A 21,149-nucleotide genomic window follows, 5' to 3' on the forward strand; every position below is an offset into this window, starting at 1 on the left:
AATCATGACGATGGACCAGTTGCTCGAACGCGCGAAAGTTGCGCGCGAACGGGCCTATGCACCTTATTCGAAGTTCAAGGTCGGCGCGGCGCTGCTGACAAAAGACGGTCGCGTTTTCGATGGCTGCAACGTGGAAAACGCATCGTACGGATTGTGCAACTGCGCGGAACGCACGGCGTTTTTCAGCGCCATTGCGGCGGGCTGCCAGCGCGACGAATTCGCGGCGCTGGCCGTGATTGGCGACACGACCAGCCCCATCGCGCCCTGCGGCGCGTGCCGTCAGGTAATCATCGAACTAGGCGGTCCCGGCTTGTCTATCCGCCTTGGCAACCTGCATGGCGCGACGCGTGACACAACGGCACGCGAACAGCTTCCGGACGCGTTCTATCTATGACACGGCACAAGGTTATCTACGACACGGACCCGGGTGTCGACGACGCCATGGCGCTCGTCTTCCAGGCGCTGCATCCCGACATCGAACGGCTCGGGATCACAAGCGTGTACGGCAACGCGACCATCGACACCACCACATCCAACGCCTTATATCTGCGCTCGCGTTTTTGTCCCGGCGTGCCGGTCGCGCGCGGTGCCGCCGCACCGCTGCATCGCGCGCCGCCCGCGCCGCTCGGCTGGATTCATGGCGACAACGGGCTGGGCAATATAGAACTGGGCGAGCCCGGCGATACGACGCTGGACACGCGTTCGGCGCATGAATTCATTATCGATACCGTTCGTGCCCAACCCAACGCAGTGACGCTGATCGCGGTCGGCCCGCTGACGAACCTTGCGCTCGCGCTCGGAGCCGATCCGGAGATCGCCACGCTCGTGAAGCAGGTCGTCATCATGGGCGGCGCATTTGGAACGGCGGGCGTGCTCGGCAATGTGTCGCCGGCGGCTGAAGCGAATATCCTGTGCGATCCCGACGCAGCGGACATCGTGCTCGGCGCGGCGTGGCCGGTGACGCTCGTGGGTCTCGACGTGACGCAGGAGACGATCATGCCGAACGAATGGCTCGCGAGCTTTCGTGACCAGGGAGGCGATGCAGGCCGTTTCGTGTGGGACGTGTCACGTCATTACGCGGCGTTCCATAAAGATAGCGCGGGACTCGACGGCATCTATGTCCACGATTCCTCGGCGGTGGCTTATGTGCTTGCGCCACATCTCTACACCGTGCGCCGAGGTCCTGTTCGAGTCGTGACGAGCGGCATAGCGACAGGCCAGACGATACAAAAACCATTGACCATGAAGGTGCCCGCGCCGGACTGGGACGACCGTCCGGCGCAATCGGTCTGCATCGGCGTGAACGCGGCCGGCATGCTCGAATTGTATAAAAACACCTTCTTTAAAGCACCCTAGCGGCTCAATTGCGCGCCGAGCCAGGCGCGCAACGCTTCGACTTCCTCAGCGCAGACCGAGTGCTGCATCGGGTAGTCATGCCACTCGATCTTGCAGCCGTGCGCCAGCGCAAAGTCGCGTCCCTGCACCGCAAGATCGAACGGCAGCACCGGGTCCTGCGTGCCGTGCGCGGCGAAGATCGGCGTGTCGCGGTTATCCTCGCTAAACGCCGCATCGATCAAACCGGGCGACGGCACGTAGCCCGACAACACGATCAAGCCGGCCAGTTTCTCCGGATGAGTAAGCCCCGCTGTATAGGTCATCGCGCCGCCTTGCGAGAAACCGGCAAGGAAGATTTTGGAGGTCGGAATACCCCGCTCGTTCTCGCGGGCAATCAAATTGCGGATGTGATCGCACGAGGCCTTCAGGCCGGCTTCATCGACACGCCGGTTCACGCCATCGAACGACAGAATGTCGTACCACGCGCGCATCACGTACCCATTGTTGCCTGTCACCGGCATTTCGTTCGCGTTGGGAAACACGAAACGCACGGCGGGCAGATCGCCCAGGCGCAATTCCGGCACGAGCGGAATGAAGTCGTTGGCATCGGCGCCCAGGCCGTGCATCAGGATCACAGCAAACTCGGGGTTCGGCGCGGTTTCCACGTCGATGGTGGACAACAAGACGGTCATGGGCTGGACTCCGTTAATGGCTTCAAATGATGGGAACGAGAACAAGGATGATGCCGAACAGCGACACGAGCCACACGAGCGAGCGCAAGAATGGAATGCCGGCCGCGTACAAGGGCACGTAAATCACGCGCGCGACAACGTAAAGCCACGCGCCCCACAATGTCAGCGTGCCTTCGCGGCCGGCCAGGTGCGCAATCAGGATAGCGATGGCAAAGACCGGCAACGTCTCGAACAGGTTGGCTTGCGCGCGCATGAGCCTGCCCGTCAGTTTGCCGGGTGGCGCCGCCGGCGTGTCGCGCGGGCCGCCGTTGTATCCGATGCCGGTCTCGCGGCTGCGCAACACCGACGGCAGCAGCACCTGGACAAGCGCGAGGACGAGCGTCCATGCAAGGATATGAAGTTCTGTCGTCATGGTTGGGTTTGGGTTGAAGTGCGGGCAAAAACGGCATCATCATGCCATCATTGATGCGTTACAAGATCGCGGACATTCACTCATGCAAGCTCTTCCCGTGCGTCTGGTTCCCGGAGACGATGTACGCCACACGCTGGAGGCGCTGGCGCGAAACCGCGCTCTGAGCGCGGCGTTCGTGATTCAGGGTATCGGCAGCCTGAGCGTGGCGCACCTGCGTTATGCCGGCATCGATGAACCCACCGTGCTTACCCGCGACCTCGAAATCCTGACGCTTGGCGGTTCGCTTGGTCCCGGCGGCGCGCACCTTCACATGACCGTCTCCGATTCCAGCGGCCACGTGTTTGGCGGCCACGTATCGGCGGGATGCATTGTGAGGACCACGGCGGAAATTCTGATTGTGCATCTCGACGCTTTCCGCTTTTCGCGCGAACCCGATTCCGCCACGGGCTTCCCAGAGTTATCGATACACCCTCAAGCCTGAGCGCGCACGCCAGCAACGGCAAGTCAACTCAATGCTCACAATGCATGCCGCAAGCCACGCCGTGCCCGACGCGAAACCCGCCAGCACGTCGCTAGCAAAATGCACGCGCAGGAACACGCGGCTGCTTGCAATCGTGACGGCAATGACAGTCGCCGCGAGAGTCACCGGCAAACGCCAGCGCGAAGGCATGACGCTTACAAGCGCATACGCGATCATGCCGTAGGTCACGAGAGACCCCGACGCATGGCCGCTCGGAAAACTCCAGCCGTCGGCCGTTGCGATATTGCGATCATGCAGGGGCCGTACCCGTTCGAAGATATGCTTGAGCGTAGTGTTGAGGACACCATTGCCGGCAATTGCAAGCACGAAGCCGAGCGCGATCGCACGCTGGCCCCGAAGGACCAGCAACACCGCGCCAAGCACGCACCAGAGCGCGAGCAACCACGGATCGCCCAGGTGCGTGACCCGCGCGAACCAACGGATCACGCCGATCGGAACACCCTGCGCTATGCCATCGGCGAACGCCTGATCCGCACGGCCCAGCGTCTCGCCATCGCCAATTTCATCGGCGATGGCGGCGAACAGCGCAGCCGCCCCTACGATAATCGCAAAGCTCACCGCGAGATGAATCATCAGCAAGACACGCGGCGACACTCCGCCCTCTTCGCGCGGCAATCCGTACCGTTGCACAAGCCGCCATGCGCCAAGCACCGTAACGACCGCGATCAAGAGTGTCGCGCCATACACCAGAAGCGCATGCTCTCCGGCAGCGTGTGCCGCGTGAATCAGGCTGATGTTCCTCAGATCTGGCTGACTCATGAAAGCGCGGCAAGCGCCGCGTCGTGCGCTTCGGTATCGAATTCGAGCTCGTGCCGCGTCACCGCTTCAAATGCCGCAAGCTCACGATTGAAGTCCCAGCGAGCAATGACGGCGCGCCGTTGATCCGTAACCGTACCCGCATATTCGATCAGGTTCACCGAATTGGGAATCGCCCCGCGCACGCGTGAAGACAACGATGTCCCCGCCTGCACCGCCCACATGCGCCGCGGCAGATCCCTGAACGCCGCCTTCAGGGGCAGCACGTAAGGCAAATGGATATGACCGCCCATGATCAGGTCGGCGCCGGCCTGCGCCCAGCGCCGGACCGCATGTTCGCGGCCATGCAACAGGTTCTTCACGTCGTTTGCGCGCGCGGCCAGAACCGGCTGGTGCGTGACAACCACGCGCAGTTGTCCCGGCGTGGCGCGCTCAAGCCGCTGTGCCACACGCTCGGCTTGTTGCGGCGATACTTCGCCATCCTTATGACGATACGGACGTGTCGTATTGACGCCAATCACGAGCAGCGCGTCCGATTCGAACACAGGTTCGAGATCATCTCCGAACACCCGCCGGTGATTCGCGTATGGATGCATTGCGCGGGCGAAAACGTCGTAGAGCGGAATGTCGTGATTGCCGGGCACGATCAGGAACGGCGTCTTGCCGAACTGGTCGACGAAAGCACGGGCCGCGCTGAATTGCGCACGCCGGGCGCGCTGCGTGATGTCGCCGGACAGGACCACGAGGTCAGGACGATGCGTGCCGGCGAGTTGCAACAGGGCGTCCACCACCGGCTGTTGTTCGGTGCCGAAGTGCGGGTCGGAAATGTGCAGCAGCAGGGTCATGAGCGATTGGCGCTGGCCACGTCGGCCTCGGGTTTGAGAAGAAACAGCGGCTCCGAAGCGACGCGGAACTCGAGCGGCATGTTGATCCAGGTCACTTCGCCATCGGTTGCAACTTTCACGGCGCGATCGCGCTTCGACGGATGCGTCACCGTGATCTGCTTGAAAGCGAAGCTGATGACGTTATCGGCGTCGCTCATCATGCCCGTTGCGCCGCGCAGCGTCAGGCCGATTTGCGCAATCCGCCCGATGGCGCGCGGTGCAATGGCGGCGAGCAACCCGCGTTCCAGCAGCGGCGCTTCCTCCATGCCGATCTGCTCGAGTTGCAAACGATTGTTGCCGACAAAAAGCGTGGACGTCCGAATCTCCTGCATTGTGCCATCGTGCTCTATATGCAAACGTAAATGCCGATGCCGCCGCAGTAGCGTAATGGCGGCCGACCATAGCGCGATCAGGCGGCTGCGGCCGAATTGCTGCTTGTACAGCTCCCGATCCTCCAGCAATTTCGGATAAAGCCCGAGACTCGCGTTGACCAGGAACATGCGGTCATTCACGAAACCAACCTGCACCGGATGCGCCCGCGCGCTCAGCAGCAAAGGGATGGACAAGGCCGGGTCGGACGGAATGCCGTGGTCGCGGCTGAAGTAGTTGAACGTGCCACGCGGCAACACGGCGAACGGACAGCCGCTGCCGAACACGGCGCTCGCCACGGCGCAAAGCGTGCCGTCGCCGCCCGCGCCTACCACCACGCCATTTTGCGCCGTGGCGTCGCGCACCGCCTGGGTTGCGGCATCGGCGAGTCTTGACGGGTCGTCGACAATCCTGAGTTCGAATGTGCGCCCCGCCTCGCCCAGAACCTGATTGAGCGCCGCGCGCGTTTCGTCGCTCTGCTTTCGCCCCGAGCCCGCGTTCATCACGATGAAAAACGGCGCATCGGCGGCAATCTCCCGAGGCTCGCGCGTCCGGCGAAGGGCTTCAGATGGAGACGGGGAAAGATCGGCGGGCGTCATGAATGGCGCTCCTGTCGGGTCGGATCGAGCATTGCTCGATGATTGAACGGGCGCGCCTGCAGGTAATATCAAGCAATATCAGGCACCGCGGCGCCCGATGATTATAACAATCAGCTTACAGTCTATTAACCTAAAAGAAGCCGCGCTGCATGATGCAGCGCGGCTTCGTAGCAAGAAAAACGGGCCTACATATGCTCGCCGCGTATGTACCCTTCGAGTTGGTGAATGGTGAGTTGCTGCTCGGAAATGATGTTTTTAACCAGATCGCCGATGGAAATCATGCCCACGAGCTTTTCGCCATCGATCACCGGCAAATGCCGCATGCGTTTTTCTGTCATGAGCGCCATGCAGTCGTCCGTGGTCTGGTCCGGGCGCACGAAACGCACTTGCGAAGTCATGATTTCATGTACCGGCGTTTGCCGCGATACCCGGTCCATCAGCACGACTTTGCGCGCGTAGTCACGCTCCGTCATGATCCCGACAATCGCTTCACCGTGCGTCACGACCAGCGCGCCAATATGCTTTTCCGCCATCAGGACGATAGCGTCGTAGACCGACGCCGTGTCAGCGATCGTGAAGATGGTGTGATCGGGTTTCGAATTGAGAACTTGTGCGACTGTTGCCATCGAACGCCTCCGTTGAACCGCGCGGCGCCTGCCGGCTGGCGGGCGCTTCACTGGGGATCTTGCCTGGGCTTGCCTGCGTCGTGTCTCGCATGTCTGTCTTACATGCCTATTACCCAGCCCATTCAAAAAGTATAGGCCACCTGCCCGGCGCCCGGACGCCTGGAAACTTGGGTTTTACCCCGTCCAAGGGTCAACCCCGATAGGACGTGCAACACGCTGAAACGCCGCTGTCATAAATCGTGAAAAGGAGCTTCAGTTTCCCTGCAGCGCGCCGCTAATCAAGAACCGGCTGGACAAAGCCCGGCATAAATCGATCAGGAGAACACCTTGAGCAGTTCACAACACGATATCGAACAGCGCGTTCGGCTCGCCGGCAACAACATGTTCGAGCTGCTCCTGTTCCGCCTGGGCGAAGCGCCCGGTTCGGAGCAGCGCGAGCTCTACGGCATCAATGTGTTCAAGGTGCGTGAGATTCTCGCGATGCCCGAAATCACCGTGGTCGCCGGCGCAAACCCCGAGATTCTCGGTGTCGCCGATATACGCGGCCAGATCATTCCCGTCATCGATCTGGCGCAAGTTACCGGTTGCCGTCCGAAGAACGGTCCGAAAATCCTGCTGGTCACGGAATTCGCCCGCACCACGCAAGGCTTCGCCGTCGAGGAAGTCGACGATATTGTCCGGCTGGAATGGAATCAGGTTTTGTCGGCGGAATCGCATTCGAGCGGGCGCACCGTCACGAGTTTCGCCCGGCTGGACGGCAACGTGGACGGCTCGCGGCTCGCGCAGGTGCTCGACGTTGAGCAGATCTTGCGCGACGTGCTGCCTTCAACGGAAGACGAAATCAACGAATCCAGCACAGGCCGTCTCGTCTTGAAACTCGGCACCAAAGTGCTCGCCGCCGATGACTCCGGCGTAGCACGCAGCCTGATCGAGCAAAGCCTGAACGCCATGGGCGTGTCGTTCATCATGACAAAGAGTGGCCAGGAAGCGTGGAATGTACTGGAGGACATGCAGCGCAAGGCCCAGTCGGAAGGCCGTCTCGCGTCGGACGAAATCGCGCTGGTGCTGACGGACCTGGAAATGCCGGAAATGGACGGCTTCACGCTCACGCGCCGCATCAAGGCGAATGCCGGCATGCAGGCAATTCCGGTGGTGATTCATTCGTCGCTGTCCGGATCCGCAAACGAAGAGCACGTTCGAAAAGTGGGTGCGAACGCGTATGTATCTAAATTCGCGCCGGCCGAGCTTGCGACCGTGATGCGCAACGCGCTGAAGACCGGCACCTGAAACGTCCGGAAGATCGGCCAGAAAACGCAAACGCCCGCTGGATCCAAGTCCAGCGGGCGTTTGCGCATTGCACGGTCATCAGGGCTTTACGCAATCAGGACGGCAACAGGTTGCCGGTTGTGCGCGTAACGGCCCACAAAAGCCCGCGGATTACTGACCGAAGAAAACTGCTTGCGACTTGGCGCTGCTGTCGCGGGTCGTCGAACCCGATTGCGTCAGCGACTTCGCGCCGCCATAACCATTTACGTCGGCGTTACGGCTTTCAGCAGCGAGCGTTTGCGTGTTCTGGCCTTGCTGCGAAGCGGGAGCACCAACCGACGGACGATATGACGGCGCCGGACCATAGCCGCTCGCAAACGCGGGCACAGCGATAGAAGCGGTTGCAGCGATAAGCAACGATGCAAGAAGATTCTTTTTCATGATGAGCTCCGATATTGGGTAGACGTACAACTGGTTCACAAGGCGTTGCAGCTGTCCCGCTATGTGTTGCCGGCTGCTTCGTCGATGAAATGCAGTGTATACCCCTACTATCGGTTTTTTATCCCCATAAACTTCAATACACTATTCAGGATGGAAGCATAATCGCACGCATCCAACCCGGCCCGGAAATAGCAAAAGCGAGCCTGTACAAGGCTCGCGCATCGCTTTATTTGGGGACAAAAGAGCATGAATAATCAGGTGCGGATCAGTGAACCTGCACCATTTTGCTGATCAACTGGACCAAGACACCAGGCGCATTGCCTTTCTGGCAATAACCGTCGAATCCCGCATGCATCCCCTTTGAGCGCACGTAGTCTTCACCATGAGCCGTAAAAGCGATGATCCCGGCATTGCGAGTAGGTGAAATTCTGCGCAGGACGCGCGCCGTGGCGAAACCGTCGTGTTCGGGCATGCTGATATCGAGCACCACAACATGCGGGATCCAGTCCTCAACGGCCTGGAGTGCATCCACGCCACTGAGCGCATAGCGCGCGTCGCAGCCGTCAGCGTTGAGCGCAGCAGCCAGGCCTTCGGCGGCCGCGGCGTTGTCGTCGACAACGAGGATGCGCCATCGGTCATGATCGGCGTCGACGTTTCGGTTGGTCCACAACACGCAGTTTGGGGAGGAGGAAACTGAAAGCATTGACCGCTCTAAATTATGCAAGTGCAGCAAATACAGCATTTTCCGCGCCTACTTGCATAAGTGTCACGAGCGATTCATGCGGTTGTGAAACAAGAAACGCCGAAACGTCTTGGTTGATGATCGGTTGGCCTGTGAGTGCACGGCCCGCAGCGAAAGCGCGGGCGTACCGGAACCCTAAAATTCAGGACTTCGCTTTTACCTTTTTGCCAGAAGATTCGTCCGTTGAGCGTAGCTTGGCATTTGCCAGAACCAGCAAATTTGCATCGAAATGACGCAGCGCCTCGTCAAGCTTGTCAAGCGCCTCGCGTAACGTACGCTTCTGTGCCTTGCCAAGCGGTTGCGGGCCATATTCCGCGACCAGCTTCGCTTCTTTCTCGAGCCGCTTCAGCAGTTTTGCGCCTAGACGGCTATCGATTGCCTGCTCGCCCAGCAATTCGACGATGCTTGCCGCCAGCCGCGTCAGTCCATCGGCCGTGGTCTGCGTGGGTTCGTCCTGCTCGACGCGATCTTCCATATGTGTTCCCCGTGAAGCTCAATGAAACGAGAAGGGTCGGGCTGCGCGCGACGGCCTTCTTGCACCGCGCGAGTCTAACCATGTGGCGTGACAGCCATAAGTCCATTGCGTGTCACGCGGCATTCTCCCAACAGTAACGCAAATCCGTTACAAACGATGCTCGCCATGCCGCGTTTGACACGGACAATGCGTGGCTGAACCGCTTTTTACTTCCAGCTCCCGATGACCACCGCCTTGCCCTACGCTTCCGATTTTTCCGGCCTCGTGTGCGGCTTTCGCTTTGCAGAGGACACAGCGGGCGTCCCCATTGATTCAGCCGGCGCGCTCGACTGGCTTGCGCAGTGCAACGCCGGCCAGGACGCGGGCGACTTCGTCTGGCTGCATTTCGATCTCGCCAATGGCGCGAGCGAACGCTGGATGCGCACCCAGCTCGAACTGCCCGACGCCTTCTTCGAAACACTGCGCGAAGGTTCGCACTCCACGCGCATCGAGCATCAGGAAGGCGCGCTGCTCGCCGTCATCAACGACGTGATGTTCAACTTCGACGTCACGCCTTCTGAAATTGCCACGCTCTGGGTTTATACGCGCGAAAAGCTGATGGTCACGGCGCGCCTGAAACCACTGCGCTCCATCGATACCTTGCGCGAAGCCGTGCGCAGCGGCGAGCCGTTCCGCTCGACAGTCGAACTGCTGATCCATCTGCTGCGCGACCAGGCCGATCTGCTGGTCCAGATCGTACGGCGCACGAGTATCGAAATCGATAAGGTGGAGGACCGTTTTCTCTCGATGCGCACGCCCGCCACGCGCTCTGAACTGGGTGCGTCGCGGCGGGTGCTGGTGCGCCTGCAGCGTCTGCTTGCGCCCGAGCCGGGCTCGATTTTCCGGCTGCTCGCGCGGCCGCCGCGCTGGCTGCAAACCCTCGACTTGCAGGATCTGCGCGACGCCACAGAAGAATTTTCGCTCGTCCTGGGCGATCTGGCCGGGCTGGTCGAGCGCATCAAACTCTTGCAGGAAGAAATCGCCGCGCGGCTGGACGAACAAAGCAACCGGACGCTTTTCACGCTGACGCTGGTCACGGTGCTGGCGCTGCCCATCAACATAGTGGCCGGCATCATGGGCATGAACGTGGGCGGCATTCCTCTTGCCGAGAACAAACACGGCTTCTGGCTGATGGTCGCAATCGTGGCGACTTTTACCGTGCTTGCGGGCTGGTGGACGTTTTATCGGCGGCGTGGACGCTGAAACCCGCTGTTCCGTCACCTGATTTCGCTGCGAAAGCACTTGCGTTTTTCCATGCTGATCGCCAATACTGTACGCATATACAGTATTGGCGATCAGCATGGAGTTGTCCGAAAAGCTGGAAATCCTCGCCGATGCCGCGAAATACGATGCGTCCTGCGCAAGCAGCGGCGCACCGAAGCGGACATCGCGAGGCCTTGAAGGGCTCGGCGCCAGCACGGGCGCGGGAATCTGCCACAGTTTCACGCCCGACGGGCGCTGCGTCTCGCTGCTCAAGATTTTGCTGACCAACTTTTGTCAGTACGACTGTCAATACTGTGTGAACCGGCGCTCGAGCAATGTGCCGCGTGCGCGCTTCACGCCGCGGGAAGTGGTCGATCTGACGGTGGACTTTTACCGGCGAAACTACATCGACGGATTGTTTCTGAGTTCCGGGATCATTCGCTCGTCGAACTACACCATGGAACAACTGGTTCGCGTTGCGCAGTCCTTGCGGGAAGACCACCAGTTTCGTGGCTATATCCATCTGAAGACCATTCCCGACGCCGATCCCGAACTGATCGCGCAAGCGGGGCTGTTTGCGGACCGGCTGAGCGTCAACATCGAATTGCCCACCGATGGTGGTCTGCAAAAGCTCGCGCCCGAAAAGAGCGGACGCACCATCAAGATCGCGATGAGTTCCATTCGCGTGGCGCAGGAAGAATCGGAAGCGGAGCCTAAAGGGCCGCGATTCGCGCCGGCAGGACAAAGCACGCAGATGATCGTGGGTGCGGATAGCACGGACGACCAGACCATCCTCGCGACCGCCGAAACGCTGTACGGGTCGTACAGGCTCAAGCGCGTCTACTACTCGGCCTTCAGCCCGATTCCCGACAGCCCGTCCGCCGTGCCGTTGCAGGCACCGCCGCTATTGCGCGAGCATCGGCTGTATCAGGCCGACTTCCTGATGCGCGGGTATGGGTTCAACGCGTCCGAACTACTCGACGGCCCCGGCAATCTCTCGCTCGATATCGACCCGAAACTTGCCTGGGCGCTCGCGCACCGCGAACAGTTTCCTGTCGACCTCAACCGGGCGGCGCTGCGGATGATCGCGCGGGTGCCGGGCATCGGCATGAGAAACGCCAAGCGCATTGTCGATCTGCGCCGCTCGCGCCGCGTTCGCTATGACGACCTCGTGCGCCTCAGATGCAGCATGGACAAAGTGCGGCCGTTCGTCACGACGGAAGACTATAAGCCGCCGATTCGCGATGTATCGTCCGCCCATCTGCGCCGCGCGCTAAGCGCCGCACCCGTGCAGCTTTCGCTTTTGTGAGCGGTGCGTCCATGCGTATGCGGAGCATTGTCATAGACGGCGAATACGCAACGTGGCGCACGGCTGCACTGTCGGCGCTCACGGAAAATCTGCCGCCGGATGTCATCGAATGGCGTGAAGTCAATGACAACGCGTCGAGAGATCCATCGCTTTTCGATGAGGAACAACCAGCAAACCTGAGCGGAGACGCGCCCGCGCTGTCCATTTCGAAAACTTTCGCAGCGCTGCTCAAAGAAGCGGCCTTGTTTCGCGACCCGGACCGCTGGGGGTTCCTCTACAAACTGATCTGGCGATGGGCGCAAGGCGATCGCGCCGTGGAATCCGCCGCCGACGAAGACGGCGTGCGTCTGCACAAGATGGCAAAGGCGGTACGGCGCGCGAAACACGACATGATTGCCTACGTGCGCTTTCGCAAGCGCGATCCGGCTCTCGGCGCGTCGGAATACGTGGCATGGTACGAACCCGATCACGATGTTCTCGCGTGGGGCGCCGACCACTTTGCAGCGCGGATGGGACGTTCATCGTGGATGATCACCACACCGCGTGGCGCTGCCATGTGGAACGGAACGGCGCTGCACATGGAGCGGCGTCCCGCGCTCGCCGCCGATCATCTTCCGGAAAACGAAGACGACGCCGAGAATCTCTGGCTCACGTATTACAAGAACACGTTCAATCCGGCGCGCCTGAACGAAACCGCGTTGCAACAGCACATGCCCGTGCGCTTCTGGAAAGGCTTGCCGGAGGGACCGCTGATACCGCACATGATCAGTGAAGCCCGCAGCGGCGCAAGAAAAGTGGCGCAGGCGAGCGCCGTGGGCGCAATGAGCCTGACAAGCGGCAAGGCCATTGTCATGGAAGCAGACAAGGCGCAGCCCGCGCGAAATGCAACAACCTCACTCGATGCCTGCCGCCGCTGCGAACTGTGGCGTCAGGCAACGCAAGCTGTACAAGGCGAGGGGCCGGCTCAAGCGGCAATCATGCTGGTCGGCGAGCAACCGGGCGATCAGGAAGATTTGAAGGGCCGGCCTTTTGTTGGTCCCGCCGGAGCACTGCTCGATTCGGCGATGCAACGCGCAGGCCTGGATCGCGCTGGCGTGTACATGACCAACGCGGTCAAACATTTCAAGTGGGAGCCGCGAGGCAAGCGCCGGTTGCATAAAACGCCCGCACAACGGGAAGTCGATGCGTGTTCTGTCTGGCTCGAACAGGAACTCGCGGCAATCAAGCCGCGCGTGATCGTCGCACTGGGCGCTACGGCGCTGCACAGCCTGCTGGGGCGGCAGGCCTCGCTCGGCAATCATCTGGATAAAACGCTGGCCTTCAACGGCGGATGGCTGGTCACGACGTATCACCCTTCGTTTGCGCTTCGCCAGCAAGATGAAGCTGCGCGCGATCGCGCCATCGATATGATCGTCTCGGCGCTGGAACGCGCGCAAAAGCTGGCGGCAAGCGAGCAGCCAAGCTAATACCTGCTTGAACAGCCGCGCGGTTAAAAACCCAGGTCGCTCAGGCCCGGATGATCGTCGGGCCGGCGGCCTAGCGGCCAGTGGTATTTGCGCTCCGATTCCTTGATCGGCAAGTCGTTGATGCTCGCGTGCCGATGCGTCATCAGCCCCGCCTCGTTGAATTCCCAGTTCTCGTTGCCGAAGCTGCGGAACCAGTTCTTCGAATCATCGTGCCATTCGTACGCAAAGCGCACCGCAATCCGCGAACCCGTAAAGGCCCACAATTCCTTGATCAGCCGATAGTCGAGTTCGCGCGCCCATTTGCGCGCAAGGAACGCTTCCACTTCGGTGCGTCCGGAAACAAACTCCGCGCGGTTGCGCCAGCGGGTGTCCTCGCTGTACGCCAGCGCAACCCGCTTCGGGTCGCGGGAATTCCAGCCGTCCTCAGCGAGGCGGACCTTTTGCCGGGCGGTTTCGATATCGAACGGAGGGAACGGCGGCTTGCTTTCCATGACGGCACCTTTGAAGGTTATCGAGTAGATTTCGGTTAAGTAGACAGGTCTGTCTACTCGCGTACTCTAGCGCAGGGAGACAGACCTGTCTACAATGATCGAACCATGACATTACTTTCTTCCACTGTGGAATTCACACCGGATCCTTCGCCAGCCGAACGAATCCTCGCAACCGCGCACGGTCTCTTTTACCGCGACGGAATTCGCGCGACGGGAATTGATCGCGTGATCGCGGAATCGGGCGTCGCGAAGAAGACGTTTTATCGATACTATCCGGCGAAAAATGACCTGATCGTGGCGTTCCTCGACTACCGGCATCGCAACTGGATGGCGTGGTTCGAAGATGCCGTCAAGCGTCATGGCGGTAACGCCAATGCGCTCGTGCCCGCGCTCGCGGAATGGTTCGGGAGCGACGCATATAGGGGATGCGCGTTCATCAACGCGGTGGTGGAAGTCGGCGGTACGTTGCCCGAAGCCGTCGATATTTCGCGGCGTCACAAGCTGGATATGTCCGCGGTCATCAGGACGCTGTTGCCTGCAGGGTCGAGGACTGCCAAGGCGGATGCACGCGCGTTGGCAATGGCAGTGGACGGCGCGATTATCGGGGCCCAGTTCGAGGACTCGCCCGAGGTAGCGCTCAAATCGCTGGCTCGCGTGGTGAAGGCGATCACGGACACTGCCCGCATGTAAGCGCCATTCCCGTCGTTACACAACATAGGCCGTTCGGCATCACCGGAACGGCCTATGTTCAATGCATTGCGGCCCGAGAGCCGCCTTTTTTAGTTCCCGCTGCTCAGCACAATCTGAGCGATCACGCCCGTTGCGATCGCGGCGAGCACGTAGTCGCCGCCTACGCCGACCCAATGGTAGCCACGCGGCGGCTGACGCAGTCCATATCCACGGTAATCGTCGACCACATACTGGCGATCCCGGTAATCATTGGGCAAGCGATCTCCGCGATGCCATTCGCGGGGACTGTCGCCGTGCATGCCTCCGGGGCCACCGCGTCCGGGGCCGTTGTCGGCGCGTGGAGGCGGGCGGCCGTTATCGTGGTGCTGGCCGCCGGGGATACCTTGCGGACCGCGATTCTGCGCCTGGTTCTGATTCTGATAGCCGCCGTGACCTTGCATCTGTTGTCCGCCGGGATGTTGTTGGGGGCCGCCGTGGTCATCGTGACCGCCAGGACCGCCCTGCGCAAAAGCCGTCGACGCCAAACCCAGGCCTGAAAATAAAACCGCTGCTGCGATATGACTTCTCTTCACGAATACCTCGTTCAGTGTTTTAAGTAAGGCAAGCAGTATGGGCTGCGCAAGACCTATTCCACGGTTTCCCGCAAAGTTTGACACCTTACGAAAACCAAACACATCGCCCGCACCCTAACTTGATTGAAAGGAGACCGATTTGCGAATACTCGCCTATCGGAATTATTAAAAGTATCAATCGGCTTCAAACGGCGGCCGCGCGGCAGTGCAACATCGGGGAAAGCCTTATTGCATAACGCACTGTTGCGATTATTCGCGCTAACAAGACAGTGTATTCACCTGAATGGTATTTATCGGAGCGCGCTGAATGCGTAAGTTCGAGCGTGAACCATGCCAGGAACGAACCATGACAGCGTTAGCCAGAAGCGCGGACCCGTGGCAACAGACGGTGCGCTCGTTGACAGCGACCCACGCAAGCGCGGCAGAAACTGCTCCGCGGCAAAGGGCCGTCCACCCGTTTTTAGAGCGGCTCACCCGCGCGTGGGAACGCGATCATCCGCGCGTTGCTGCGCCGGCAACTGAATCGCGCCGCCCATTTCCCGAGGCTGTTGTGCGCGTGATCGAACGGCCGAGCAGCGCCACCGCCATTGTCTACTGGTCGGATGCCGGGACATGCCACTACGGTTACCAGGGTTGGCGCGTCACGACCGCAGCTTCCGATGGCGTCTGCGCCCTCAGTGGTGAACTGATCCACCGGGGCGACGCGGTGTATCGGCCGTCGCAACGCGATCCGAAACCGCAAAACGCGTCGGCGATGATCCTCGCCGCAGCCATGCCCGAGAACGAGAACTGCGATGCGGAGCTACAGGATCAGCATGCATAAGCGAACCGTTTAACCACGGGAAATGACACGAAAGCGCTGCCTGCACGATGCGGACGCGCTTTCCGTGATATGAAAATCGGCGTCCACGTACGCCGAACTTGAGACGCCGCTTTAACTTCTCTCTGTACGACAAGTGCGCGTATGGACGCCGGCTGGTCACACGGCGCGCCTTCGCGAACGCGCTTTCCGCGAACGTTCTTGACCGTCCGCTCTGCGCGCAAAACGCCTTTTTCTAAACGGCAATTTTCAAGCCAAATTTCGCGCTCGCCGCTGATATTCCCTTCATCGTTTCATAAGCCAAAAGTACGATTACGGCTGTGTGACAGCTATTACACTGTAGTCCCGCGCTTTGATTGCTGAACGCGCAACGCGCTCCGGCAAGGACATGCGTCGTAAATTTGTCATCGCAATTGCGTAGGATTGCAGTCTCCCGCCGCTCCATCACTGCAAGGAGTTCATCGTGAAGAGTTTTCAAGCGCAGCGCGCCGTAGCTCGTGACACCATCCGGTCCGCGGATACAGCGTATGAGTCGCAAGTGCTCCGCGAACCAAAAGAGGCGCGCGCACAGACGGATCAGGAGGTCTTCGCCGATTCACTCGATATCCCGCTCAACCACGGCGGCATGATGGATGCCGTTCGCGATGCGGTGCGAGCAAATCTGTAAGATCACAGCCAGAAAAATAGCGGCGCCTCGATCACGAGAGCGCCGTTTTTTTTTGGCCTGTGCATACCCCTCACACCGCTTTCATGAAGGTTTTGATCGCGGGGCTAACTGGCCGATTATTTCCGCGTGCTGCGGATACGCCTGCGTCAATGCCGCGCTATCGGCGAGTTCGAATTCGCTGAATTCAAAACCCGGCGCCACGGTGCAGCCGGCAAGCGCGAACGTTGATGGATCACACAACTGCGCCGCAAACCAGAGCCCCGCCGGAACCGTCACCTGGAATACCGCGTCGGCATGTATCAGCGCGTTGCCGAGCCGGTGCGTATGCAACTGGCCGTCTGCATCGATTACGTGGATCTCGATCGGCTCGCCTGCATGGAAGTGCCAAAGCTCGTCCGATCGAATCCGGTGCCACGCCGAATGCGCGCCGTCGCAGAGCAAGTAATAGATCGCAGTCGACGCGGAACGGCTTTCTTCCGGCCGATCCTCCCTCAATACACGCTGCGCGCCCCGATACGTCTCGCGGAAAAAACCGCCTTCAGGGTGCGGCTGAAGCCCTAAGCGTTCAATCAGTTCAAGCGGTATATCACGCATTTGTCCGCACCTTTCATGATTTCAGCTTGTAGCCGGTCTTGAATATCCACGCGACCACGCCGATAAACACCGCCAGGAACACCAGCGTCATGATGAGGCTGATCTCGACGCTGACATCGGCGATACCGTAGAAGCTCCAGCGAAAGCCGCTGATCAGGTACACCACCGGATTGAACAGCGCGACGGCTTTCCAGAACGGCGGCAGGATATCGATGGAATAAAAACTTCCGCCAAGGAACGTCAGCGGCGTGATGATCAGGAGCGGAATCACCTGCAATTTCTCGAACCCGTCCGCCCAGATGCCGATGATAAAACCTAGCAGGCTGAACGTGATGGCCGTCAGCAGCAGGAACACGATCATCATGAACGGATGATCCACATGCAGCGGCACGAACAGGCGCGCGGTCGCGAGAATGATCAGGCCGAGGATGATCGACTTGGTCGCTGCCGCCCCCACATAACTCAGCACGATCTCGAGATACGAAACGGGCGCCGAGAGCAGTTCGTAGATTGTCCCGGTGAACTTTGGAAAATAGATGCCGAACGACGCATTGGACACGCTTTGCGTGAGCAGCGACAGCATTACGAGGCCCGGCACAATGAACGCGCCGTAACTCACGCCGTTCACTTCGGGAATGCGCGACCCGATAGCCGCGCCGAACACCACGAAATACAGCGACGTGGAAATCACGGGCGAGATGATGCTGCCCATGATGGTGCGCCACGTTCGCGCCATTTCGAATCTGTAGATTGCCCGGACTGCATGAATATTCATTTCTTCTCTCCGACCAGGCTCACGAAAATATCTTCCAGCGAGCTCTGCGTCGTTTGCAGGTCTTTGAACTGGACGCCGTTATCGGCGAGGTCTTTCAGCAGCGTGATGATGCGGCCAGGTTCGTCCTGCGCGTCATAGGTGTAAGTCAGCTCGCAGCCATCCGCCGACAGGCTCAGCCGGTATCCGCTCAAGCCCGCGGGAATCTGCGCGATCGCATCTTCCAGTTGCAGCGCGAGTTTTTTCTGACCAAGCTTGCGCATCAGCTCGGATTTTTCTTCAACAAGAATGATCTCGCCGCGATTGATCACGCCGATTCGATCTGCCATTTCCTCGGCTTCATCGATGTAATGCGTCGTCAGGATGATCGTCACGCCGTTTGCTTTCAGGCCTCGCACGAGATTCCACATGTCGCGGCGCAGTTCCACGTCCACGCCGGCGGTCGGCTCGTCGAGGAACAGGATTTCCGGCTCGTGCGAAAGCGCCTTAGCGATCAGCACGCGGCGTTTCATGCCGCCCGAGAGAGTGACAAGCTTGTTGTCCTTCTTTTCCCAGAGCGACAATGACCGCAACACCTTTTCTATGTGCGCCGGATTGGGCGGCTTGCCAAACAGGCCGCGGCTGAATGAGACGGTCGCCCAGACGGACTCGAACGCGTCGGTCGTCAGTTCCTGCGGCACCAGGCCGATCATGGCGCGGGCGGCGCGGTAGTCGGAGATAATGCCGTGACCGTTCACGCGCACCGCGCCTTCCGTGGGATTCACGATCCCGCACACAATGCTGATCAGCGTTGTTTTGCCCGCGCCGTTCGGCCCGAGGAGCGCGAAGATCTCGCCGCGGCGGATATCGAGTGAGACATTTTTCAGCGCCGTGAAGCCGGACGCGTAGCTCTTCGACAGGTTCGAAATTTCGATGATGTTTTGCATGGCCGCCAAGATAGCAGAAAGCGGCATATTCTTCGCAAGCGGGCGGGATTACAGGTCCGCGCCAAACCGGCAGATGCGGCGGGAACGTCGCTTGCAACTTTTACAGCAACGATCTGGAGGCGGTCATGTCCGACACATTCAATCTGCAACGTTTTGTCGATGCCCAGAATCCGCTGTTCGAAACCGTGACCGCCGAACTGGAAAGCGGCAAGAAACGCACGCACTGGATGTGGTTCATATTTCCGCAGATTCAGGGGCTCGGGCATAGCGAAATCGCGCGCCGCTACGCGATTTCATCGGTCGATGAAGCCCGTGCCTATCTTGATCACGCCGTGCTCGGCGAACGCTTGCGAGTGCTGACGCAGATCGTGAATGCGCTCGAGGGACGCTCGGTTGAGCAGATCTTCGGCTATCCGGACGACCTGAAATTCCATTCGTCGATGACCCTTTTTGCCCACGCCGCACGCGACAAGACACCGTTTGAACTGGCGCTGAATACCTACTTCGGTGGCGAACCGGATGCGGCGACCATCGCACGATTGAAATAGGGCGACGCCGGTCCGACGCGGCTTCGGCGAGGGTCGCTCGGCAAAACGATACAATTCGCGCCGGCGTCTTCAGCGGCCGGCGAATCTCAAAAGGATCGGCGGCGCGGCGCGCCCCTGGCCGCATTTATCGATGGCACGGTCAGCAAGTTCCGTTTTTGTTGCCCCTTCGGCACTTTCACCCCGCCCCTAAATCAGCCAGGATCGAAACAGCATGCTTTCGCGCGTCACCCGCTTGTTCCCCTTTTGGGCCGTCCTCATCTCGGTCGCCGCCTACTTCTCGCCCGCCTCGTTCACCGGCATTGCGCCGCATGTCACCCTGCTGCTCACCATCATCATGTTCGCGATGGGCGTCACGCTTTCCTTCGCTGACTTCCGGCGCGTCTTCACGCGGCCGGCGCCCGTGATCGCGGGGATCGGCCTGCATTATCTCGTGATGCCGCTTGCCGCCTGGGTGATCGCAAAACTGCTGCGCATGCCGCCCGACCTGACCGCCGGCATGGTGCTGGTCGGCAGCGTCGCGAGCGGCACGGCGTCCAACGTGATGATCTACCTGGCCCGCGGCGACGTTGCGTTGTCCGTCACCATCAGCGCATTGTCGACGCTCGTGGGCGTGTTCGCGACGCCCCTCCTCACGCGCCTTTACGTGGACGCCTCGATTGCCGTCGACGTCCACGGCATGTTGATGAGCATTGTCCAGATCGTGGCGCTGCCGATCGTCGCCGGGCTCTTCATCAACCAGTTTTTCAACAGGCTGGTGCGCGCGGTCGAACCGGCGTTGCCCATCATCTCGATGGTCGCGATCCTGCTGATCATCTCGGCCGTGGTCGCGGGGACGCAGAAGAGCATTGCATCGGTGGGCTTGCTGGTGATGTTCGGCGTGGTGCTGCATAATGGCATTGGCCTGCTCGGCGGATATTGGGGCGGCCGTCTGCTTGGTTTCGATGAAGCGGTTTGCCGGACGCTGGCGATTGAAGTCGGCATGCAGAACTCGGGATTGGCCGCGACGCTCGGCAAGCTTTATTTCACCCCGATTGCAGCGTTGCCGGGCGCACTGTTTTCGGTTTGGCACAACTTGTCGGGGTCGCTGCTCGCCGGGTACTGGGCTGGCAGGCCGGCAAAGGGATCGACGCAGGAGATGGAAGCGGTGGCGAAGGGATCGCGCGCGGAGGCTTGAATATCGTGCGAGCCGATGCCGCGCTTTGCAGCGCGTGCATCGGCCAGTCCAGTCTCGCCTTATGCCTCTTGCAGCGCCTTCACCACTTCCGCCGTCGAGCGCACGCGGCCCATGCGCGGAAAAATATTTGCGATCACGAACGCGTGCGCTTCAGCGCTCAGCGACGTCATTGCATCTTCCGCAAACACGAGTTCGTAGGCGCGATCAAACGCGCCGCGCGCCGTCGATTCCACGCCGAAATTCGTAGCGATGCCGCTCATGATGATGCTCCGGATGCCGTTGCGGCGCAGATGCTGCTCCAGGTCGGTGCCATAAAACGCGCCCCACTGGCGCTTGGTCACGACCACGTCCGCGCCCTGCCTGCCGAGCTCCGGTGACAACTCCGACGCGCTCGCCGGCGGTGGCGGCGAACCCTTCGGCGGCGCGGTGGATGCATCGGCGGGAAGACTCAGAATGCCGGCCAGGTCGACGCGAACCCAAACCACCAGGCCGCCTTTTGCGCGCACCGTATTGGCAAGCCGCACGCTGTTTGCGAGGACATCGGCGGCTGAATGGGGTCCGAGTTGCCTCGCGAGAATGCCCTGCTGCAAGTCGATGGCCACCAGCGCGGTGTGTTCAGGATGCAGATCGAGACTAGACATGACGGCTCCATTTGAAATGTGCGCAAAACAATACGCGTAAAAACATGAGGACAGTCTCACATTTTACGCGTTTTCGGAATTGGCCGCAGGACGCACGGT

At 60.4% G+C, this 21,149-nt stretch carries 27 protein-coding genes; 12 read left to right on the forward strand and 15 right to left on the reverse strand.

Going from position 1 to position 21,149, the window contains the following annotated elements; all coding sequences use genetic code 11:
* Positions 1–4 precede the first annotated feature (4 nt).
* A complete protein-coding gene (locus ACRWA7_RS10885) occupies positions 5–394 on the forward strand; it encodes a cytidine deaminase (protein WP_438392643.1) in 390 nt (129 codons plus the stop codon).
* Complete coding sequence (locus ACRWA7_RS10890) at positions 391–1,356, forward strand: nucleoside hydrolase (protein WP_438392644.1); 966 nt, start codon at positions 391–393, stop codon at positions 1,354–1,356. Before ACRWA7_RS10885 ends, ACRWA7_RS10890 begins: the two co-directional genes overlap by 4 nt.
* On the opposite strand, the gene ACRWA7_RS10895 is transcribed toward ACRWA7_RS10890, so the two are convergent.
* On the reverse strand, positions 1,353–2,027 hold the full coding sequence (locus tag ACRWA7_RS10895) for an alpha/beta hydrolase (protein ID WP_438392645.1): 675 nt from the start codon (positions 2,025–2,027) through the stop codon (positions 1,353–1,355). The two genes, ACRWA7_RS10890 and ACRWA7_RS10895, sit on opposite strands and share 4 nt — an antisense overlap.
* 22 nt (positions 2,028–2,049) lie before the next feature.
* A complete protein-coding gene (locus ACRWA7_RS10900) occupies positions 2,050–2,439 on the reverse strand; it encodes an MAPEG family protein (RefSeq protein WP_438392646.1) in 390 nt (129 codons plus the stop codon).
* Between the two features lie 82 nt (positions 2,440–2,521).
* On the opposite strand from ACRWA7_RS10900, the gene ACRWA7_RS10905 reads away from it, so the two are divergent.
* A complete protein-coding gene (locus tag ACRWA7_RS10905) occupies positions 2,522–2,920 on the forward strand; it encodes a PPC domain-containing DNA-binding protein (protein ID WP_438392647.1) in 399 nt (132 codons plus the stop codon).
* Here the strand turns inward: ACRWA7_RS10905 and ACRWA7_RS10910 are convergent.
* The 4 genes from ACRWA7_RS10910 to ACRWA7_RS10925 all read right to left on the reverse strand — a co-directional run bounded on the left by ACRWA7_RS10910 (position 2,897) and on the right by ACRWA7_RS10925 (position 6,214).
* Positions 2,897–3,739 carry a phosphatase PAP2 family protein gene (locus tag ACRWA7_RS10910; RefSeq protein WP_438392649.1) on the reverse strand — a complete coding sequence of 281 codons (843 nt, stop codon included), beginning with the start codon at positions 3,737–3,739 and terminating at the stop codon, positions 2,897–2,899. The genes ACRWA7_RS10905 and ACRWA7_RS10910 overlap by 24 nt on opposite strands.
* Positions 3,736–4,581: a metallophosphoesterase family protein gene (locus ACRWA7_RS10915; RefSeq protein ID WP_438392651.1), complete on the reverse strand. Its 846-nt coding sequence runs from the start codon at positions 4,579–4,581 to the stop codon at positions 3,736–3,738. Before ACRWA7_RS10915 ends, ACRWA7_RS10910 begins: the two co-directional genes overlap by 4 nt.
* Positions 4,578–5,588, reverse strand: a complete 1,011-nt coding sequence (locus tag ACRWA7_RS10920) for a diacylglycerol/lipid kinase family protein (RefSeq protein ID WP_438392653.1) — start codon at positions 5,586–5,588, stop codon at positions 4,578–4,580. Before ACRWA7_RS10920 ends, ACRWA7_RS10915 begins: the two co-directional genes overlap by 4 nt.
* 185 nt (positions 5,589–5,773) lie before the next feature.
* The gene (locus ACRWA7_RS10925) at positions 5,774–6,214 is read right to left on the reverse strand and encodes a CBS domain-containing protein (protein WP_060818667.1); all 441 of its coding nucleotides are present in this window, start codon (positions 6,212–6,214) and stop codon (positions 5,774–5,776) included.
* Positions 6,215–6,541: 327 nt separating this feature from the next.
* Between ACRWA7_RS10925 and ACRWA7_RS10930 the strand changes: the two genes are divergently transcribed.
* Positions 6,542–7,501, forward strand: a complete 960-nt coding sequence (locus tag ACRWA7_RS10930; protein WP_438392656.1) for a chemotaxis protein — start codon at positions 6,542–6,544, stop codon at positions 7,499–7,501.
* A gap of 150 nt (positions 7,502–7,651) precedes the next feature.
* Here the strand turns inward: ACRWA7_RS10930 and ACRWA7_RS10935 are convergent, their stop codons facing one another.
* From ACRWA7_RS10935 to ACRWA7_RS10945, 3 genes are all read right to left on the reverse strand, one after another.
* On the reverse strand, positions 7,652–7,921 hold the full coding sequence (locus ACRWA7_RS10935; RefSeq protein WP_060818665.1) for a hypothetical protein: 270 nt from the start codon (positions 7,919–7,921) through the stop codon (positions 7,652–7,654).
* Positions 7,922–8,186: 265 nt separating this feature from the next.
* Positions 8,187–8,663, reverse strand: a complete 477-nt coding sequence (locus tag ACRWA7_RS10940; RefSeq protein ID WP_341845209.1) for a response regulator — start codon at positions 8,661–8,663, stop codon at positions 8,187–8,189.
* 142 nt (positions 8,664–8,805) lie between these two features.
* Complete coding sequence (locus tag ACRWA7_RS10945; protein WP_438392658.1) at positions 8,806–9,138, reverse strand: hypothetical protein; 333 nt, start codon at positions 9,136–9,138, stop codon at positions 8,806–8,808.
* A 222-nt stretch (positions 9,139–9,360) separates the two neighbouring features.
* Here ACRWA7_RS10945 and ACRWA7_RS10950 point away from each other — a divergent pair, with 222 nt between their 5' ends.
* The 3 genes from ACRWA7_RS10950 to ACRWA7_RS10960 all read left to right on the forward strand — a co-directional run bounded on the left by ACRWA7_RS10950 (position 9,361) and on the right by ACRWA7_RS10960 (position 13,155).
* Positions 9,361–10,380, forward strand: a complete 1,020-nt coding sequence (locus tag ACRWA7_RS10950; RefSeq protein WP_075643271.1) for a transporter — start codon at positions 9,361–9,363, stop codon at positions 10,378–10,380.
* Positions 10,381–10,477: 97 nt separating this feature from the next.
* Positions 10,478–11,689 (forward strand): putative DNA modification/repair radical SAM protein, encoded by a 1,212-nt coding sequence (locus tag ACRWA7_RS10955; RefSeq protein WP_438392660.1) that lies wholly within the window; start codon positions 10,478–10,480, stop codon positions 11,687–11,689.
* 17 nt (positions 11,690–11,706) lie between these two features.
* Positions 11,707–13,155 carry a UdgX family uracil-DNA binding protein gene (locus ACRWA7_RS10960; RefSeq protein WP_438392760.1) on the forward strand — a complete coding sequence of 483 codons (1,449 nt, stop codon included), beginning with the start codon at positions 11,707–11,709 and terminating at the stop codon, positions 13,153–13,155.
* Positions 13,156–13,178: 23 nt separating this feature from the next.
* Here the strand turns inward: ACRWA7_RS10960 and ACRWA7_RS10965 are convergent, their stop codons facing one another.
* Positions 13,179–13,646, reverse strand: coding sequence for a DUF1348 family protein (locus ACRWA7_RS10965; protein WP_438392662.1), 468 nt, complete (start codon positions 13,644–13,646; stop codon positions 13,179–13,181).
* Between the two features lie 105 nt (positions 13,647–13,751).
* Between ACRWA7_RS10965 and ACRWA7_RS10970 the strand changes: the two genes are divergently transcribed.
* Positions 13,752–14,336, forward strand: coding sequence for a TetR/AcrR family transcriptional regulator (locus ACRWA7_RS10970; protein ID WP_438392664.1), 585 nt, complete (start codon positions 13,752–13,754; stop codon positions 14,334–14,336).
* An 89-nt stretch (positions 14,337–14,425) separates the two neighbouring features.
* Here ACRWA7_RS10970 and ACRWA7_RS10975 read toward each other — a convergent pair whose 3' ends face one another.
* Positions 14,426–14,908 carry an RcnB family protein gene (locus ACRWA7_RS10975; protein ID WP_438392666.1) on the reverse strand — a complete coding sequence of 161 codons (483 nt, stop codon included), beginning with the start codon at positions 14,906–14,908 and terminating at the stop codon, positions 14,426–14,428.
* A 346-nt stretch (positions 14,909–15,254) separates the two neighbouring features.
* Between ACRWA7_RS10975 and ACRWA7_RS10980 the strand changes: the two genes are divergently transcribed.
* Positions 15,255–15,731 (forward strand): DUF3331 domain-containing protein, encoded by a 477-nt coding sequence (locus ACRWA7_RS10980; RefSeq protein WP_060818659.1) that lies wholly within the window; start codon positions 15,255–15,257, stop codon positions 15,729–15,731.
* Between the two features lie 460 nt (positions 15,732–16,191).
* Positions 16,192–16,395, forward strand: a complete 204-nt coding sequence (locus ACRWA7_RS10985) for a hypothetical protein (protein WP_060818658.1) — start codon at positions 16,192–16,194, stop codon at positions 16,393–16,395.
* 81 nt (positions 16,396–16,476) lie between these two features.
* On the opposite strand, the gene ACRWA7_RS10990 is transcribed toward ACRWA7_RS10985, so the two are convergent.
* From ACRWA7_RS10990 to ACRWA7_RS11000, 3 genes are read right to left on the reverse strand one after another with little or no spacing between them, the layout of a single operon-like run.
* Positions 16,477–16,989 carry a cupin domain-containing protein gene (locus tag ACRWA7_RS10990; RefSeq protein ID WP_438392667.1) on the reverse strand — a complete coding sequence of 171 codons (513 nt, stop codon included), beginning with the start codon at positions 16,987–16,989 and terminating at the stop codon, positions 16,477–16,479.
* 13 nt (positions 16,990–17,002) lie between these two features.
* On the reverse strand, positions 17,003–17,764 hold the full coding sequence (locus ACRWA7_RS10995) for an ABC transporter permease (RefSeq protein WP_060818656.1): 762 nt from the start codon (positions 17,762–17,764) through the stop codon (positions 17,003–17,005).
* Entirely contained in the window at positions 17,761–18,687 is a 927-nt protein-coding gene (locus ACRWA7_RS11000) for an ABC transporter ATP-binding protein (protein WP_438392669.1), read from the reverse strand. The genes ACRWA7_RS10995 and ACRWA7_RS11000 overlap by 4 nt, the downstream gene beginning before the upstream one ends.
* 125 nt (positions 18,688–18,812) lie before the next feature.
* On the opposite strand from ACRWA7_RS11000, the gene ACRWA7_RS11005 reads away from it, so the two are divergent.
* The gene (locus tag ACRWA7_RS11005) at positions 18,813–19,235 is read left to right on the forward strand and encodes a DUF1810 domain-containing protein (RefSeq protein ID WP_060818655.1); all 423 of its coding nucleotides are present in this window, start codon (positions 18,813–18,815) and stop codon (positions 19,233–19,235) included.
* Positions 19,236–19,446: 211 nt separating this feature from the next.
* The gene (gene panS, locus ACRWA7_RS11010) at positions 19,447–20,409 is read left to right on the forward strand and encodes a ketopantoate/pantoate/pantothenate transporter PanS (protein WP_060818654.1); all 963 of its coding nucleotides are present in this window, start codon (positions 19,447–19,449) and stop codon (positions 20,407–20,409) included.
* A 59-nt stretch (positions 20,410–20,468) separates the two neighbouring features.
* Here the strand turns inward: panS and ACRWA7_RS11015 are convergent, their stop codons facing one another.
* Positions 20,469–21,050 carry an isochorismatase family protein gene (locus ACRWA7_RS11015; RefSeq protein ID WP_438392671.1) on the reverse strand — a complete coding sequence of 194 codons (582 nt, stop codon included), beginning with the start codon at positions 21,048–21,050 and terminating at the stop codon, positions 20,469–20,471.
* Positions 21,051–21,149 lie beyond the last annotated feature (99 nt).

This window comes from Caballeronia sp. DA-9, from assembly GCF_051615025.1.
GTDB lineage: Bacteria > Pseudomonadota > Gammaproteobacteria > Burkholderiales > Burkholderiaceae > Caballeronia > Caballeronia sordidicola.

What these genes read in the sequence shown, in the direction of transcription:
- ACRWA7_RS10885 (WP_438392643.1), top strand. Translation starts at nt 5, where the DNA reads ATGACGATGGACCAGTTGCTCGAACGCGCGAAAGTTGCGCGCGAACGG.
- ACRWA7_RS10890 (WP_438392644.1), top strand. Translation starts at nt 391, where the DNA reads ATGACACGGCACAAGGTTATCTACGACACGGACCCGGGTGTCGACGAC.
- ACRWA7_RS10895 (WP_438392645.1), bottom strand. Translation starts at nt 2,027, where the DNA reads ATGACCGTCTTGTTGTCCACCATCGACGTGGAAACCGCGCCGAACCCC.
- ACRWA7_RS10900 (WP_438392646.1), bottom strand. Translation starts at nt 2,439, where the DNA reads ATGACGACAGAACTTCATATCCTTGCATGGACGCTCGTCCTCGCGCTT.
- ACRWA7_RS10905 (WP_438392647.1), top strand. Translation starts at nt 2,522, where the DNA reads ATGCAAGCTCTTCCCGTGCGTCTGGTTCCCGGAGACGATGTACGCCAC.
- ACRWA7_RS10910 (WP_438392649.1), bottom strand. Translation starts at nt 3,739, where the DNA reads ATGAGTCAGCCAGATCTGAGGAACATCAGCCTGATTCACGCGGCACAC.
- ACRWA7_RS10915 (WP_438392651.1), bottom strand. Translation starts at nt 4,581, where the DNA reads ATGACCCTGCTGCTGCACATTTCCGACCCGCACTTCGGCACCGAACAA.
- ACRWA7_RS10920 (WP_438392653.1), bottom strand. Translation starts at nt 5,588, where the DNA reads ATGACGCCCGCCGATCTTTCCCCGTCTCCATCTGAAGCCCTTCGCCGG.
- ACRWA7_RS10925 (WP_060818667.1), bottom strand. Translation starts at nt 6,214, where the DNA reads ATGGCAACAGTCGCACAAGTTCTCAATTCGAAACCCGATCACACCATC.
- ACRWA7_RS10935 (WP_060818665.1), bottom strand. Translation starts at nt 7,921, where the DNA reads ATGAAAAAGAATCTTCTTGCATCGTTGCTTATCGCTGCAACCGCTTCT.
- ACRWA7_RS10940 (WP_341845209.1), bottom strand. Translation starts at nt 8,663, where the DNA reads ATGCTGTATTTGCTGCACTTGCATAATTTAGAGCGGTCAATGCTTTCA.
- ACRWA7_RS10945 (WP_438392658.1), bottom strand. Translation starts at nt 9,138, where the DNA reads ATGGAAGATCGCGTCGAGCAGGACGAACCCACGCAGACCACGGCCGAT.
- ACRWA7_RS10950 (WP_075643271.1), top strand. Translation starts at nt 9,361, where the DNA reads ATGACCACCGCCTTGCCCTACGCTTCCGATTTTTCCGGCCTCGTGTGC.
- ACRWA7_RS10955 (WP_438392660.1), top strand. Translation starts at nt 10,478, where the DNA reads ATGGAGTTGTCCGAAAAGCTGGAAATCCTCGCCGATGCCGCGAAATAC.
- ACRWA7_RS10960 (WP_438392760.1), top strand. Translation starts at nt 11,707, where the DNA reads ATGCGGAGCATTGTCATAGACGGCGAATACGCAACGTGGCGCACGGCT.
- ACRWA7_RS10965 (WP_438392662.1), bottom strand. Translation starts at nt 13,646, where the DNA reads ATGGAAAGCAAGCCGCCGTTCCCTCCGTTCGATATCGAAACCGCCCGG.
- ACRWA7_RS10970 (WP_438392664.1), top strand. Translation starts at nt 13,752, where the DNA reads ATGACATTACTTTCTTCCACTGTGGAATTCACACCGGATCCTTCGCCA.
- ACRWA7_RS10980 (WP_060818659.1), top strand. Translation starts at nt 15,255, where the DNA reads ATGACAGCGTTAGCCAGAAGCGCGGACCCGTGGCAACAGACGGTGCGC.
- ACRWA7_RS10990 (WP_438392667.1), bottom strand. Translation starts at nt 16,989, where the DNA reads ATGCGTGATATACCGCTTGAACTGATTGAACGCTTAGGGCTTCAGCCG.
- ACRWA7_RS10995 (WP_060818656.1), bottom strand. Translation starts at nt 17,764, where the DNA reads ATGAATATTCATGCAGTCCGGGCAATCTACAGATTCGAAATGGCGCGA.
- ACRWA7_RS11000 (WP_438392669.1), bottom strand. Translation starts at nt 18,687, where the DNA reads ATGCAAAACATCATCGAAATTTCGAACCTGTCGAAGAGCTACGCGTCC.
- ACRWA7_RS11005 (WP_060818655.1), top strand. Translation starts at nt 18,813, where the DNA reads ATGTCCGACACATTCAATCTGCAACGTTTTGTCGATGCCCAGAATCCG.
- panS (WP_060818654.1), top strand. Translation starts at nt 19,447, where the DNA reads ATGCTTTCGCGCGTCACCCGCTTGTTCCCCTTTTGGGCCGTCCTCATC.
- ACRWA7_RS11015 (WP_438392671.1), bottom strand. Translation starts at nt 21,050, where the DNA reads ATGTCTAGTCTCGATCTGCATCCTGAACACACCGCGCTGGTGGCCATC.